The 15,338-nt window shown below is 72.7% G+C and carries 12 protein-coding genes; 7 read left to right on the plus strand and 5 right to left on the minus strand.

Annotated features, from left to right (window positions below):
* Positions 1 to 4: 4 nt before the first annotated feature.
* Genes smc through NVV95_RS12355 form a run of 3 tightly spaced genes read right to left on the minus strand, consistent with a single transcriptional unit; the run spans position 5 to position 4,741 of the window.
* A complete protein-coding gene (gene smc, locus NVV95_RS12345) occupies positions 5 to 3,718 on the minus strand; it encodes a chromosome segregation protein SMC (RefSeq protein WP_259486830.1) in 3,714 nt (1,237 codons plus the stop codon).
* Positions 3,719 to 3,768: 50 nt separating this feature from the next.
* Positions 3,769 to 4,182 carry a VOC family protein gene (locus NVV95_RS12350; RefSeq protein ID WP_259486831.1) on the minus strand — a complete coding sequence of 138 codons (414 nt, stop codon included), beginning with the start codon at positions 4,180 to 4,182 and terminating at the stop codon, positions 3,769 to 3,771.
* 10 nt (positions 4,183 to 4,192) lie between these two features.
* Positions 4,193 to 4,741 carry a GNAT family N-acetyltransferase gene (locus NVV95_RS12355; protein ID WP_259486832.1) on the minus strand — a complete coding sequence of 183 codons (549 nt, stop codon included), beginning with the start codon at positions 4,739 to 4,741 and terminating at the stop codon, positions 4,193 to 4,195.
* Positions 4,742 to 4,811: 70 nt separating this feature from the next.
* Between NVV95_RS12355 and moeB the strand changes: the two genes are divergently transcribed.
* Complete coding sequence (gene moeB / locus NVV95_RS12360; RefSeq protein ID WP_259486833.1) at positions 4,812 to 6,053, plus strand: molybdopterin-synthase adenylyltransferase MoeB; 1,242 nt, start codon at positions 4,812 to 4,814, stop codon at positions 6,051 to 6,053.
* A 376-nt stretch (positions 6,054 to 6,429) separates the two neighbouring features.
* Here moeB and NVV95_RS12365 read toward each other — a convergent pair whose 3' ends face one another.
* Both NVV95_RS12365 and moaA read right to left on the minus strand, forming a co-directional pair.
* On the minus strand, positions 6,430 to 6,684 hold the full coding sequence (locus tag NVV95_RS12365; RefSeq protein ID WP_259486834.1) for a MoaD/ThiS family protein: 255 nt from the start codon (positions 6,682 to 6,684) through the stop codon (positions 6,430 to 6,432).
* A 1-nt stretch (position 6,685) separates the two neighbouring features.
* Complete coding sequence (gene moaA, locus NVV95_RS12370) at positions 6,686 to 7,888, minus strand: GTP 3',8-cyclase MoaA (RefSeq protein WP_375163822.1); 1,203 nt, start codon at positions 7,886 to 7,888, stop codon at positions 6,686 to 6,688.
* A 260-nt stretch (positions 7,889 to 8,148) separates the two neighbouring features.
* Between moaA and NVV95_RS12375 the strand changes: the two genes are divergently transcribed.
* The 6 genes from NVV95_RS12375 to NVV95_RS12400 all read left to right on the plus strand — a co-directional run bounded on the left by NVV95_RS12375 (position 8,149) and on the right by NVV95_RS12400 (position 15,197).
* Complete coding sequence (locus NVV95_RS12375) at positions 8,149 to 9,552, plus strand: molybdopterin molybdotransferase MoeA (RefSeq protein ID WP_259486835.1); 1,404 nt, start codon at positions 8,149 to 8,151, stop codon at positions 9,550 to 9,552.
* Entirely contained in the window at positions 9,545 to 10,024 is a 480-nt protein-coding gene (moaC, locus tag NVV95_RS12380) for a cyclic pyranopterin monophosphate synthase MoaC (protein ID WP_259486836.1), read from the plus strand. The genes NVV95_RS12375 and moaC overlap by 8 nt, the downstream gene beginning before the upstream one ends.
* Complete coding sequence (locus NVV95_RS12385; RefSeq protein WP_259486837.1) at positions 10,021 to 10,575, plus strand: MogA/MoaB family molybdenum cofactor biosynthesis protein; 555 nt, start codon at positions 10,021 to 10,023, stop codon at positions 10,573 to 10,575. The genes moaC and NVV95_RS12385 overlap by 4 nt, the downstream gene beginning before the upstream one ends.
* Positions 10,559 to 11,029: a molybdenum cofactor biosynthesis protein MoaE gene (locus NVV95_RS12390; RefSeq protein ID WP_259486838.1), complete on the plus strand. Its 471-nt coding sequence runs from the start codon at positions 10,559 to 10,561 to the stop codon at positions 11,027 to 11,029. The genes NVV95_RS12385 and NVV95_RS12390 overlap by 17 nt, the downstream gene beginning before the upstream one ends.
* A 134-nt stretch (positions 11,030 to 11,163) precedes the next feature.
* A complete protein-coding gene (locus NVV95_RS12395) occupies positions 11,164 to 12,135 on the plus strand; it encodes an FAD binding domain-containing protein (protein WP_259486839.1) in 972 nt (323 codons plus the stop codon).
* Positions 12,132 to 15,197, plus strand: a complete 3,066-nt coding sequence (locus NVV95_RS12400; protein WP_259486840.1) for a molybdopterin-dependent oxidoreductase — start codon at positions 12,132 to 12,134, stop codon at positions 15,195 to 15,197. The genes NVV95_RS12395 and NVV95_RS12400 overlap by 4 nt, the downstream gene beginning before the upstream one ends.
* Positions 15,198 to 15,338 lie beyond the last annotated feature (141 nt).

Below are 15,338 nucleotides of genomic sequence, written 5' to 3' on the forward strand. Positions count from 1 at the left end.
CCGGTCAGGTGGTGGACCGGCCGACTCGCTGGCCCACCACCGCCGAGACGCCGTCCTGGCGCATGGAGACGCCGTAGAGGGCGTCGGCGATCTCCATCGTGCGCTTCTGGTGCGTGATGACGATGAGCTGGCTGGTCTCGCGGAGGTCCTCGAAGATGGTCAACAGCCGACCGAGGTTGGCGTCGTCGAGCGCCGCCTCCACCTCGTCCATGATGTAGAAAGGGCTCGGCCGGGCCTTGAAGATCGCGATCAGCAGTGCCACGGCCGCGAGCGACCGCTCCCCGCCCGAGAGCAGCGACAGCCGCTCGATCTTCTTGCCCGCCGGCTTCACGCTCACCTCGATGCCGGTGGTCAGCAGGTTCGCCGGGTCGGTCAGCGAGATCGACCCGGTGCCACCCGGGAAGAGCACGGGGAAGACCTTCGTGAAGGCCTCCCGGGTGTCCTCGAAGGCGCTCTCGAAGATGATCTGCATGCGGTCGTCGATCTCTTCGATGATCGTCAGCAGGTCCTTGCGCGTGTTGGTCAGGTCGGTCAGCTGCTCGGTGAGGAACTTGTGGCGCTGCTCCAGAGCGGCGAACTCCTCGAGGGCCAGCGGGTTCACGCGGCCGAGCTCGGCGAGCTTGCGCTCGGCCTTCGCGAGCCGCTGCTGCTGCTCGGCGCGCACGAAGGGGCGGCCCTGCGGCTCCTCGTCGGTGGGGGTGGCGGATGCTCGGGCGCCCGCATCGGCGTCGGAGCGCGCGTCGGCGCCGGCCTCCGCGTCGCGATCCTCGCCCGCGTCGGCGTCCTCGTCCGCGTCGGCGTCCTCGTCCGCGTCGGCAGCCTCGTCCGCGTCGGCAGCCTCGTCCGCACCGGCCGTCGCGACCGCGACCGCGACCTCGTCCGGCACCAGCTGCGTCGGCCCGTACTCCGCCACCAGCACGTCCTCGACGAGCCCGAGCTCCGACCCCGCCCGCTCCAGCAGGCTCGACAGGTGCAGCTTCTTCTCGTAGATCTGCAGCTCGAGCCCGTGCATATTCTCGGTGATCGCCTGCAGCCGCTCGCGCAGCGCCGCCTCGTCGCGACGCAGTGCCGACAGCTCCTCGTTCTGCTCGGCTCGCTCGGCCTCGCGGCGGGCCAGCAGCACCGCCGCCTCGGTCACCGAGCGGTCGACCGACGACAGCACCGCGGGCAGCGCCTCGGCCACCGCCGAGGCCGCCGCGATCTGCCGCCGCCGGATCACCGCCCGCCGCGCCGCCGCCTCGGCCGCCGCCCGGTCGGCCTCGAGCTGGCGCTCGAGCGCCGCCGTGCGCGCCTGCTCGGCCCGCACCCGCTCCCGCGCCGTCTCGACGCCGAGCCGCGTCTCGACCTCGCGGTCGCGCGCGGCCTCGAGCTCCACGAGCAGCCCGTCCCGCGAACTGACGTCGAGCACCGGCCGCGGACGCTCCCGCGCCACCTCGAGCTCCCGGCGGGCGCGCTCGGCCCCCTGCTCGGCCTGGCCGACGGAGTCCTGGGCGATCGCGAGACTCTTCCGCAGCCGCTCCAGCTCCGCCCCGCTCGCCTCGAGCTGCGCGCGCAGCCGCCCGAGCCGCTCGGTGCGCGACGCCAGCTTCGAGTCGTGCTCACGCAGCGCCGCGAGGGCCGCCTGCGACTGCTCCTTGGCGACCTGCACGATGCCGCGCTGCTCGGCGAGCGCGAAGCGGGCCCGCTCGATCACCGACGCCTCCTCCTCGAGCAGCACCGCCGCCGAATCGCGCTCGGCCACCAGCTCGATGCGTGAGCGGGTGGCCCCCGACCCGCCGCGCAGCACGTACCGGGTCAGCACCTCCCCCTGCCTGGTCACGAGGGTGAGACCGGCGGATGCGGCACCGTCCGCCTCGACCGCCGCCCACGCCCGGCGCGCGGCGTCGAGGTCGTCGGCGATCGCGGTCGCGCCGAGCACGCCGAGCACGCCGGCCGGGCCGGTCACGACGCGGGCGGCGGGTGTGATGCCGTCGGCCGACGTGAGAGCGGAGGGCAGAGCATCCTGAGCCCCGGAGGGCGCATCGGCCACGACGAGCTCGACCCGCCCCATGTCGCCCGCGGCTGCGGCCTGCGCCGCAGCGACGGCGGAGTCGACGTCGGCGGCCAGCACCGCGTCGGCGAGCGAGCCGAGCGCCGCGGCGACGGCCGCCTCGAAGCCCGGGGTGACCTTCACGTGCTCGGCCACGAGCCCCCGGATGCCGTCGAGCCGCGCGGCCACGAGCTCGGCCGAGCCGTCCTTCTGGTCGAGGGCCATGGTGAGGGCGCTGGTACGCGCGGCCAGGGCGTCGCGCTCGCGCTCGTGGGTGTGCAGCTCGTCGCGCAGCCGCTCGATCTCGGCCTCGGCCTCGAACACGGCCGACTGGGCGAACTCGTAGCCCTCGTCGAGGTCGGTCTCGTCGACCTGCACCTCGACGGCCTCGGCCTCGGCGCGCGCGAACTCGGCCTCGGCGGCGTCGCGCCGGGCGGCCGCGGCGTCGAGCGCGTTCTGCTGCCGGAGCACCTCACCGCGCACGGCGGCGAGCCGGGAGTTGGCCGACTCGAGCTGCCCCGTGAGCTTCGACAGCTCGAGGTCGTGCTTCGAGACGAGCGAGCTCTGGTACGCGATCTGCTCGTCGAGGGCGTCGAGCGAGCCGCGGGCGGCGAGGGTGGCGCGCTTGGCGGCGTCCCACGCGTCCTGCGCGCCGGCGACCTCGCCGTGCAGGCGCACCACCTCGTCGCGCGAGTCGGCGACCATCGACGGGGTGACGCTCGGCCCCGCATCCGGAACCGCGTCTTCGCCACCGAGCAGGGCGAGCCGCTGGCTGGCGAGGTTGTGCAGGTTGCGCAGCCGCTCCTGCACCGATTCGAGACCGAACGCGGTGCGCCGCGCGAGGTCGACGGCGTCGCCCACCTGGGCCTGCTCGATGCGGGCCACCCGCAGCTGGTTCTGCTCGAGGCGCTCCTGCAGCACGATGCGCTCGGTGTGCCGCTCGCTCTCGCTGCGGGCCGCGGCGTCGAGGGCGGTGCGGAGCGTCACCACCTCGTCGGCCAGCAGCCGGGCCTTGGCGTCGCGCACGATCGCCGCGATCGACTGCGCCTCCTTGGCGATCTCGGCCTGACGCCCGAGCGGCCTGAGCTGCCGCCGGATCTCGCCCGCCAGGTCGGACAGCCGCGTGAGGTTCGCCTGCATCGCCTCGAGCTTGCGCTGCGTCTTCTCCTTGCGACGGCGATGCTTCAGGATGCCCGCGGCCTCCTCGATGAACCCGCGACGCCCCTCGGGGGTGGCGTGCAGCACCGCGTCGAGCTGCCCCTGGCCCACGATGACGTGCATCTCGCGCCCGAGCCCGGAGTCGCTCAGCAGCTCCTGCACGTCGAGCAGCCGGCAGTTCTCGCCGTTGATCGCGTACTCGCTGCCGCCGTTGCGGAAGAGCGTGCGCCGGATCGTCACCTCGGAGTAGTCGATCGGCAGCGCCCCGTCGGCGTTGTCGATCGTGAGCGTCACCTCGGCGCGGCCGAGCGGGCCCTTGGTGCTCGTGCCGGCGAAGATGACGTCCTCCATCTTGCCGCCGCGGAGGGTCTTGGCGCCCTGCTCCCCCATCACCCAGGCCAGGGCGTCGACCACGTTGCTCTTGCCCGAGCCGTTCGGCCCGACCACGGCGGTGACGCCGGTCTCGAAGGCGAAGGTGGTGGGGTTGGCGAAGCTCTTGAAGCCCTTCAGGGTCAAGCTCTTCAGGTGCACGCGCGGCCTTCCGTCGGTGGGTGCACCCTACGGTAGCGGCTGGGGGCGCTCTATCTGGCGCGCAGCACGCAGAACTCGTTGCCTTCGGGGTCGGCGAGCACGACCCAGCCGACGTCCTTCTGGCCGATGTCGACGCGGGTGGCGCCGAGGGCTTCTAGGCGCGCGACCTCGAGCTGCTGGGGGTCGGGGGCGTCTGCGCCTTCGGCCCCGTCGGCTTCTCCCGCCTCACCGTCGGCGGTCGGCACGAAATCGAGGTGCAGCCGGTTCTTCACCGTCTTCCTCTCGGGAACCGTGAGGAACAGCAGGCTCGGATGCGTGTCGCCATCGGGCGCGATCTCGTACTCGGCCCCCTCACCCTCCCCGCCCTGATAGGTCAGCTGCCAGCCGAGAGCCTCCCGCCACCACTCGGCCAGGGCCTTCGGGTTCTCGGAGTCGACGACGACCTGCTCGAAACGGAGTGCCATGGCGAAAAGGCTACGCCGACGCTGGAACCTCCGCATCGGGGCGGGGGTGGAGACGCTTCCTCATGCAGATCACGAGCGGCTCGTCCTTCCAGTAGCCGTAGCAGTCCGTGCGCTCCCACCCCTCGCTCGTGTAGAGGGCCACCGCCTCGGGCTGCATCTGCCCGACTTCCAGCTTCAGGATGTGCGTGCCGCGCTCCCGGGCGAGCTCCTCCATCGCGGCCAGCAGCCGACGCGCCACTCCCTGGCCGCGGGCGGTCTCGCGCACGTAGACGCGCTTGATCTCGCTCTCGCGCCACTCGTCGGTGCCGGCCTCGGTGGCGCCCGTCTCGCCCAGGGGGCTGAGGGCGATGCAGCCGAGCGGCACGGGACCGTGGGCCGTCGCCCCGGCGTCGGCGCGAGCATCCGTCGCCCGCCGCTCGGCCACGACCGCGGGCAGGCCGCCGTGCACCGCGGGGCCCGGGTCATCGCTGGAGTAGCGGCGCATGACGTCGGCCACCTGCTCCCGCTCGAGCTCGCGGAAGGCGGGGTCGTCGGTGGTCGTGGTACGGAGCGTGATCACCTCCCGATCCTCACACGTCCCGGGCCCCAGGCGACGGCCGAGCATCCGGAATCGACCGTAGGCTGGAGCCATGCCGCTGCCCGCCCTCGTCTCACCCGGCCCCGAACTCACCCGCGCCGAGCTGCTGCGGTACTCGCGGCAGATCTCGCTGCCGCACGTGGGCATCGACGGGCAGCGTCGGCTGAAGGATGCCCGGGTGCTCGTGCTCGGCGCCGGCGGCCTCGGCTCGCCCGTGCTGCAGTACCTCGCCGCCGCGGGCGTCGGCACGATCGGCATCGCCGACCACGACACGGTCGAGGTGTCGAACCTGCAGCGCCAGACCATCCACCCGGATGCCCGCGTCGGCGACCGCAAGGTCGCGTCAGCCGCGGCGGCGGTGCGCGCCCAGAACCCGCTGATCGAGGTGATCGAGCACGACGCCGAGGTCACGCCCGCGACCGTGCTCGAGCTGGTGTCGGAGTACGACGTCGTGGTCGACGGCACCGACAACTTCGAGGTGCAGTACGTCGTCGACGCGGCGTGCGCGCTGGTGGGCAAGCCGCTCGTCTGGGGGTCGGTGCTGCGTTTCGACGGACAGGTGACGGTGTTCTGGGCCACCGCCGGCGAGGGCCTCGACCGCACCCTCGACGACCTCTACCCCGAGCAGCCCGACGCCGACGCCGGCGAGACCTGCTCGGTCGCCGGGGTGCTCGGCCCCGTCTGCGCGGCGATCGGCGCCGTGATGGCGACCGAGACGCTGAAGCTGCTCGGCGGCTACGGCGAACCGCTGCTCGGCCGACTGCTCGTGCACGACGCCCTCGACGCCTCCTGGCGCGAGGTGCCGTTCGGCAAGGCCGCGAACCGCGACACCCCGGGCTCCCGGCGCACGCGCGGCGCGGCGAACATCGGCGAGCCGTACAGCTACACCAAGCAGGGCGCCGCAGCCGCGGGGCCCGCCACCGCCCTCTTCGAAAGGCAGTCCACCGTGACCTCCCCCACCCCCTCCGTCACCGCCCCCGAGCTCAAGTCGCTGCTGGAGGCGCGCGAGCGCGGGGAGGCCGACTTCGTGCTCGTCGACGTGCGGGAGATGCACGAGAACCAGCTCGTCGCCATCGAAGGGTCGGAGCTCGTGCCGCTGGGGCAGATCCTGAGCGATCAGGCGCGGGAGATCCTGCCGCCGCAGGAGAAGGTCATCGTGCACTGCCACCACGACGCGCGGTCGCAGCAGGCCGCGGCGCTGCTGCGGGCGAACGGGTGGGAGGACGTCACGTTCGTGCAGGGCGGGATCGACGCGTGGTCGCGCGAGGTGGACCCGTCGGCTCCGCGGTACTGAGCGGGGGCGCCCGGCGCGGCCCGGTAGAGCCGACGGCTCCGCGGTACTGAGCGGGGGCGGCCGGCGCGGCCCGGTCGAGCCGAGGGCCCCGCGGTACTGAGCGGGCCGGCCGACGCGGCCCGGTCGAACCGACGGCCCCGCGGCACTGAGCGGAGGCGGCCGGCGCGGCTGGGCCCACCCGACGGCTCCTCGGTGCTGCGCGGGCTGGCGTGAGGTCGATGCCTGGGCTCCGTGGTGCTGACGGGCGGGCGCCGGATCGACACCTGGGCATCCGCACCTGGGCTGAAAGCGGCCGAGCGGAATCGGCACGTGACCGACGCTTGCCTGCGCACGGTGGGCGGTTATGCCGGGGCCGCGGCGAGGCCGCCGGCGGGGATCAGCCGCCGGCGAAGGGCGGGAGGACGTCGACGGTGTCGCCGTCGGTGAGCGCCGTGCGGCGGTCGGTGGTGGCGCGGCCGTTGTGGAGGTACGAGCAGCGGTCGAAGACCGCGGCGGCGGCACGCGCATCCTGAGCCCCGGCCGCGACGGCGTCGACGAGCTCGCCGATGGTCGTGGGAGCGGGATCGAGCCGCTCCTCGGACCGCCCGACCGCCGCCTTGGCCGCGGCGAAGTACCTCACCTGGATGCTCATCTCAGCCGCCGATCGCGCTCATCGGGCGGTCGGGCTGCTCGAACCCGGCCGCGTTCATGTTGTGCCCCGACGGCTTCGCCCACATCGCCCCACGCCACAGATCGGCCAGCTCGCGGTCGTCGGCCCCGTCGCGGAGCGGACCGAGCAGGTCGGTCTCGGTGTGCGAGAACAGGCAGCTGCGCACGGCCCCCTCGGCGGTGAGACGCGTGCGTCGGCAGTCGGCGCAGAACGGCTCGCTGACCGAGGCGATGATGCCGACGAGGCCGAGCAGCGGCCCCTCCGGTCCGTCGGCGCGCTCGCGCACCTGGAACAGCTCGGCCGGAGCGCCGTCGCGCGGCGCCTCGTCGGGGCTCAGCAGGTAGCGCACGCTGAGCCGCTCCCGGATGCCGTCGGCCGTGATCATCGAGTCACGGTTCCAGACGTGGTCGGCATCGAGCGGCATCTGCTCGATGAAGCGCAGCTGGTGGCCTCCGGCGAGCGCCCACTCGAGCAGCTCGACGGCCTGGTCGTCGTTGATGCCCGGCATCAGCACCGCATTGATCTTGGTCGAGACGAGGCCGGCCGCCCCGACCGCGTCGATGCCCGCGAGCACCCGACTGAGGAACGGCCGCCGCGTGATCTTCGCGAACGTCTCGGGCTCGATCGAGTCGAGGGACACGTTGATGCGGTCGAGCCCCGCCTCGGCGAGCGCCTCTGCCCGGCTGGCGAGCCCGATCGCGTTGGTCGTCATCGAGATCTCGGGGCGCGGCTCGAGGGCGGCCACGGCGCGGATGATCTCGACCAGGTCCTTTCGCAGCAGCGGCTCTCCCCCGGTGAAGCGCACCTGGCGCACACCGAACTCGGTCACCGCGATGCGGGCGAAGCGGGTGATCTCGTCGATCGACATCAGCGCCGGCGGCGCGAGGAACGGCAGGCCCTCGGCGGGCATGCAGTAGGTGCAGCGCAGGTTGCAGCGGTCGGTGAGCGAGATGCGGAGGTCGGTACCGCTGCGGCCGAAGCGGTCGATCAGACCGGCCTCGTCGGGCCGATCGCTCGGCAGCATGACGGCGCCACGACGCTTGATCGCACCACGGGCCTCCGTCACACCACCGGCTTCGGTCGCATGACCCGCCCCCATCGCGGGCCCGTCCGTCGCTGCGCCGGCGACAGCAGTGCCCCCACCGGCAACCCGCTTCACCACCGGGATGCCCAGACCGACGCTCATGCCTCCACCCTAAGCGCTCCGGATGCCCGCCAGGCCGTCCCTCTCGCTACCACCCGGCCCGTCCGGAACGAGGGGTGCGAGGTGAACGGAACGTGACGCGGGCAGGACATGCGAGCTATTCGGTGCGGGCCTGCCGAGCGGTGGGTCGTGACCGTGTTCCGCCCCGACGGGTCGACCGACGCCTCCGGGCCGAACGGCCGGTACCGATTGGGTGCCGGATGCGCGGCAGACGGGCGACCGTCATGAGGCACACTGGGCGTATGCGAACCATCGATGAGCATCGCCGCGAGGTCACCGCGCTGCTGAGCACGATCGGGGCCGCGACCGGCGACGGAGCCGGAGCGTCGACCGACCACAGAGCCAGGGCCGGGGCCGCGGCCGAGTCCGGTGCCGAGGATGCCACGGGCGCCGCGGGAAGCGCGGGCACCGCGGACGACCGGGCGGCCGCCGAGGATTTGGTGGTGGGCGCGGCCGAGCTCGCGGTGCATCCGGAGCGGTACTCGTACCGGATTCTCGCCGAGGACGTCATCGCGCCGTCGAGCCTGCCCGCGTTCGACAACTCGCAGATGGACGGGTACGCCGTGGACTCCGCCGATCTCGCGTCGGCCGGTGCCGGTCGCCCGGTCGAACTCGCCGTCGCTCGACGGATCGCGGCCGGCGACTCGTTCGGCACCCACCGCCGCCGCACGGCTACGCCGATCATGACCGGGGCTCCCGTGCCCGCGGGCGCGGACGCCGTGGTGCAGATCGAGAAGGCCGACCCTCCCGCGTTCCACCCCGATGACGCCACCGGGGCGACCGTGACCTTCACCGAGCGGGTCTCGCCCGGGCTGTTCGTGCGGGTCGCGGGCAGCGACGTGCGTGAGGGCGAGGTGCTCCTTCCCGCCGGCATGGTTCTCGGCCCCGCCCACTACGGCGTCATCTCCGGCTCCGGTGCCACCTCGGTCTCGGTGCGACCTCGGGTGCGGGTGCTGCTGGTGTCCACGGGACACGAGATCCGCGACCCCGGCACCGCCCTCGAGCCGGGACAGATCTTCGACGCCAACTCGTCGGCCCTGACAGCCGCGCTGCTCGCCATCGGATGCGCGGTGGTGCCCGCACCCTGCCGCTCCGACGACGCCGACGATCTGCTCGCTCTGCTCGCCCGGCACGCCGCCGACGTCGACCTCGTCGTGACCGTCGGCGGGGTGAGCGCCGGCGCCCGCGAGGTGGTGCGGGACGCCCTCGGGCCCCTCGGCGTGGAGTTCATGAAGGTCGCGATGCAGCCCGGCGGGCCGCAGGGCTTCGGGCTCGCGTCGCTGCCGGGAGCGGACGGTCGCGCATCCGTCGACCGCCCCGTGGTGTGCCTGCCGGGCAACCCGGTCAGCGCACTGGTGTCGTTCGAGGCGTTCCTGCGGCCCGCGCTGCTGGCCGCGGCCGGTGCACGTACGACCGCGCGCGAGCTGAGGCGCGGCACCGTGACCGAAGCGTTCGACTCCCCGCCGACGCATCATCAGCTGCGCCGCGGCCTCGTGCGCGACGACGGCACACTCGAACTCGTGGGCGGGCCGTCGAGCCATCTGCTGCATTCCTACGCGGGCTCCACCGTGCTCGTGCACGTGCCCGTTGGGGTGTCGTCGGTGTCGGCCGGCGACGAACTGGACTACTGGAGGATCGATGGCTGACGGCTCCGAGCTCACCCACGTCACCGCCGACGGCTCGGCCCACATGGTCGACGTGTCAGACAAGGCGGTCACCAAGAGGGTGGCGAGCGCCCAAGCCGTGGTGCACACCCGCCCGGACGTGATCGCCCTGCTCGCATCGGGCTCCCTGCCGAAGGGCGAGCCACTCGCGGTCGCCCGCGTGGCCGGGATCCTGGCTGCGAAGCAGACCTCCTCGCTCATCCCCCTCTGCCACCCGCTGCCGATCTCGGGCGTGACCGTCGACTTCGAGATCGGCGAGTCGAGCGTGCGGGTCATCACCTCGGTGAAGACGACCGGGGTCACCGGCGTCGAGATGGAGGCGCTCACCGCCGCGTCGGTCGCGGCGCTGACGGTGTACGACATGATCAAGGCCGTCGACCGGGGCGCCCGGGTGACGGACATCGAGGTGCTGTCGAAGTCGGGCGGCGCGAGCGGCGATTGGAGCCGGGAATGACCCACCACGAGCATCCGCACCACGACCCCGAACCCGACCGCGAAGGCCCCGGGCCCGATACCGTCGCCGCGCACCGCAGCGCCCGCGTCGTCGTGGCGTCGAACCGCGCGGCGGCCAGCGTGTACGAGGACACCACCGGCCCGGTGATCGAGGCGTGGCTGCACGAGCGCGGCTGGACCGCCGACATCTCGGTCGTGCCCGACGGCGAGCCCGTCGGCGCTGCGTTGAGAGGCGCCGTCGAGTCGGGCGTCGACCTCGTCGTGACCACGGGCGGCACCGGGGCCTCCCCCACCGACCGCACACCCGAGCAGACGCGGGCCGTGATCGACTTCGAGGTGCCCGGCATCGCCGAGGAGATCAGGCGGGTCGGCGCCCCGCACACCCCGAAGGCCGCACTCTCCCGGGGCATCGCCGGCGTGGCGGGAACGACCGTGATCGTCAACCTCCCGGGGTCGAGCGGTGGGGTTCGCGACGGCCTCGGCGTGCTCGACGGCGTTCTCGTGCATCTCATCGATCAGATTCATGGAGGCGATCATGCCCGCACCGAGTGACGCCGCACCCGCCTCGGACGGATCTGTGGACAACCGCGTCGTCATCGCCAGAATCGCGGAGAAGACGATCACGATCGACGAGTGCTCCGCGGCCGTGGAGGACGCGACCTCGGGCGCGGTGGTGACCTTCGCGGGTGTCGTGCGCGATCACGACGAGGGCCGTGGGGTCACCGCGCTGAGCTACACCGCTCATCCCTCGGCCGCCGAGGCGATCCGCGCGTCGGCGCTGCGCATCGCCGCCGCGCATCCCGAGACCCGCGTGGCCATCGTCCACCGCACCGGCGACCTCGTGGTGGGTGATCTCGCCCTCGCCTGCGCGGTCGCCTCGGCCCACCGCGGCGACGCCTTCGCCGCCTGCGCCGAGCTGGTCGACGACGTGAAGAAGACGGTTCCCATCTGGAAGGAGCAGGCCTTCGACGACGGTTCGACAGAGTGGGTGGCGTCGCTCGGCTGATCCCCGCACCGCCTGGTCCACTTCTGCACAGGTCGCGAATCGCGTTCGAGTTACCCCCAAAACGAGTCGGTTTACATCTCAGACACATTGCTGAGGTTCACTGGGTCCTGCAGCACCATCGAACGGAGCACCACGTGGACCTGAACACCGTCGCCGCCATCACCCCGGCACGTTCCCGCGACGATCTCGCGCAGCTCGGCGAGCACGTCGCGCCGCTGGCCGGCGGCTCGTGGCTCTTCTCCGAGCGGCAGGATGATCTGACGGCGCTCGTCGACCTGATGACGCTCGACTGGCCGTCGCTGACCGTCACCGACGACGGGCTCGAGGTCGCCGCGACCTGCCGACTGGTGGAGCTCGCCGAGCTGCCCGACGCCTGGGGGTGGGGCGCGCATCCGGTGTTCTTCCAGTGCTGCACGGCGCTGCTCGGCTCGTTCAAGGTCTGGAACGTGGCCACCGTGGGCGGCAACATCTGCGCCTCGCTGCCGGCCGGGCCGATGACCTCGCTCTTCGCCTCGCTCGACGCCGAGGCCCTCATCTGGCGGGCCGACGGGTCAGACGAGCGGATGCCCGTGGCCGAGTTCGTCACGGGCAACGGGCGGAACGCCCTCCGTTCGGGCGACGTGCTCCGCTCTCTGCTCGTCCCCCGGCACGCTCTCGAAGGGCGAACCGCCTATCGCAAGATCGCGCTGTCGCCGATCGGACGATCGGGTGCCGTGATCGTGGGGCGCCTCGACGCCGACGGGTCGTTCGTGCTCACCGTCTCGGGGGCGACGGTGCATCCCGAGCAGGTGCGGTTCCCGGCGATCCCCGAGCCGGAGGAGCTCGCAGCCGCGGTCGGTGCGATCGGGTCGTGGTTCACCGACCCGCACGGCGCGGCGGACTGGCGCCGGGGGGTGTCGATGCTGTTGGCCGAGGAGATCCGGGTGGAGCTCGGGTTGCCGCCGGGTGAGGCTCCGCCGAGTGACTACACGACGGTGCGTCCGGCGAGCGCCGCGATGGCGACCGCGGGGGCCACCGCGGGGGCCTCTGACGTGACCGACGCGACCACGACGCCCACCGACGCGAACACGACGAACCACGAGCAGAGCGACGGAGACGCGCGATGAGATTCATCATGAACGGCGAGCAGCACGAGGCCGAGCCGATTGCGGGGCAGTGCCTGCGCACCTTCATCCGCGACCAGGGGCACTTCGAGGTCAAGAAGGGCTGTGACTCGGGCGACTGCGGCGCCTGCTCGGTGATCGTCGACGGCACTCCCGTGCACTCCTGCGTCTACCCGGCGTACCGGGTCGAAGACCGGGTGGTGACGACGGTGGCGGGCCTCGGCGATCCCGACGACCTGAGCGCGATGCAGAAGAGCTTCGTGGACCACGCCGGCTTCCAGTGCGGGTACTGCACGGCGGGCATGGTCGTCACCGCGACCACGCTGAAGCCCGAGCAGCTCGACGACCTGCCGCGGCTGATGAAGGGCAACCTGTGCCGGTGCACGGGGTACCGGGCCGTGGAGGAGTCGATCCGTGCGGGCGTCTGCGCCGGTGCCGGGCTCGCCGACGGCGCGACGCCCGAGCCCGTGGAGGGTCGGCTGATCACCACGAAGTCGGGGCGGCACGCGCGTGCGGCCGACGAGGCGGCCGTGGATGGCGAGCCGAGCACCACCGGTGCAGCGACCGTGGACGGCGAGCCGAGCACCACCGGTGCAGCGGCCGCGGGTGGCGAGCCGAGCACCAACGGGGCAGTGGTTACCGACGCGCCTGTGGCCGGGGAGCCGGCCACCGCGCCAGCGGCTGCACCGGTCGCCGGGCAGCCGGCCACCGCGTCAGCGGCTGCACCGGTCGTCGCGGAAAAGGCCACCGCGACGGTGTCGGACGCGATCGAGCCGCCGGCCAGCGTGCCCACGCCCCGCACCGTCGGAACCTCCGTCGGCGCCCCGGCCGGCCAGAGGATCGTGTCGGGCCGGGAGCCCTACACCCTCGACGTCGCGGTCCCCGGGGTCACCCACCTCAAACTGCTGCAGTCGCCGCACGCCCACGCGCGCATCCTCTCGATGGACACCACCGCGGCCGAGGCCCTGCCCGGTGTGCACACCGTGCTCACCGCGGCCGACTCCCCCGAGCAGCTGTACTCGACCGCGCGGCACCAGTACCGCAACGACGACCCCGACGACACGACGCTCTTCGACACCGTGGTGCGCTACCGCGGTCAGCGCGTCGCGGCGGTCGTCGCCGACAGCATCGCGATCGCCGAGGCCGCCTGCCGGCTGATCGAGGTCGAGTACGAGGTCCTCCCGGCCGTCTTCGACCCGGAGGAGGCACGGCAGCCCGGTGCGCCGCTCGTCCACGGCGACCTCGACCCGGCGGTGTCCCGCGTGGCCGAGCCCGAGCGCAACGTCATCGCCTCGGTGCACACCGAGATCGGTTCGGTCGCCGAGGCCGTGGCCGCCTCACCCGTGCACGTCACCGGCACCTGGCAGACCCACCGGGTGTCGCACGCGGCGCTCGAGACCCACGGCTCCGTCGGCTGGCTCGATGAGGACAGCCGGCTCGTCGTGCGCACGAGCTCGCAGGTGCCGTTCCTCGTGCGCGACGAACTCGCCTACATCTTCGGCCTCGAGCAGGACCGAGTGCGGGTCTTCACCGCCCGGGTCGGCGGCGGCTTCGGCGGCAAGCAGGAGATCCTGACCGAAGACGTCGTGTCGGCGGCCGTGCTGAAGACCGGGCTGCCCGTGCAGTTCGAGTTCACCCGCAACGACGAGTTCACCATCGCGCCCTGCCGGCACCCGATGCGGGTCTCGGTCGAGCTGGCGGCCGACGCCGACGGCACCCTCACCGCGATCGGGGTCGACGTACTGAGCGACACCGGCGCCTACGGCAACCACGGCCCCGGCGTCATGTTCCACAGCGTTGGCGAGACGGTCAGCATCTACACCGCGCCGAACAAGAAGATCGACGCCGAGGTCGTCTACACGAACAACATCCCCTCGGGTGCCTTCCGCGGCTACGGTCTCGGGCAGGTGTCGTTCGCGATCGAGTCGGCGATGGATGAGCTCGCGAAGGAGCTCGGTATCGATCCGTTCGAGCTGCGTCGTCGCAACGTGGTGCGGCCCGGGCAGGCGCTCGTCGCCTCGCACGTCGAGGGCGACGATCTCGTGTTCGGCAGCTACGGTCTCGACCAGTGCCTCGACCTGACCGAGGAGGCACTGCTCCGCGGGAATGCGACCGAGGTGCCGACCGGCTCGGCCTGGCGACTCGGCACGGGGATGGCCGCGGCCATGATCGCGACCATGCCGCCCCGCGGGCACTTCTCGACCGTGACGATGACCCTGGAGTCCGACGGGAGCTACCTCGCCGCCGTCGGCACGGCCGAGTTCGGGAACGGCACGACCACCGTGCACACGCAGATCGCGTCGAGCGTGCTCGGCACGTCAGTCGACCGCATTCGCATTCGGCAGTCCGACACCGACGGCGTGGGCTTCGACACGGGGGCGTTCGGCTCGGCCGGCACGGTCGTCGCGGGCAAGGCGCTGCACTCGGCGGCGACGTCGCTGAAGGCAGAGGTGCTGCGCATCGCGTCCGAGATCGCCGGCGCCTGGAGCGAAGGCCACCTGGAGGCCGACGGCGTGCGCATCGGCGAGACCTTCGTGCCGCTGACCGCCATCGCCGAGCGCGCAGGCGGTAGCGTCACCGCGACCGGGCAGGAAGACGGCGCGAAGCGGTCGATCGCCTTCAACGTGCACGGGTTCCGCGTGGCGGTGCACGAGCTGACCGGCGAGGTGCGCATCCTGCAGTCGGTGCACGCCGCCGACGCCGGGTTCGTGCTCAACCCCGCTCAGCTGCGCGGGCAGATCGAGGGCGGTGTGGCGCAGGCCACCGGCTCGGCGCTCTACGAGGAGATGCTGCTGAAGGAGGGGTTCGTGACCACGCAGGTGTTCCGCGCCTACCACCTGCCGCAGCTGGCGGACGTGCCGGTCACGGAGGTCTACTTCGCCGAGACCGACGACTCGGTCGGGCCGTTCGGAGCCAAGTCGATGAGCGAGGCGCCCTACAACCCGGTCGCCCCGGCGCTCGCGAACGCCGTGCGCGACGCGCTCGGCGTGCGCCCGCACGAGCTGCCCCTCTCGCGCGATCGCGTCTGGCGCCTCGCCACCGCGGCCCGCGAGCTGGTCGGCTAGCGGGTCACCGGGCGAGGCGGCTCGGCGCAGTAGGCGTCCGTCGCCGCCGGCCGATCAGCCGGTGGGCGAGTCGCTCACCGGCTGATCGGCGTGGCGGGCTCGCGTCGAGCGGCTGCTCACCACCCGGCGCCTCCGACGGCC

Origin of the sequence: Herbiconiux gentiana (assembly GCF_024978135.1) — a bacterium.
GTDB lineage: Bacteria > Actinomycetota > Actinomycetes > Actinomycetales > Microbacteriaceae > Herbiconiux > Herbiconiux gentiana.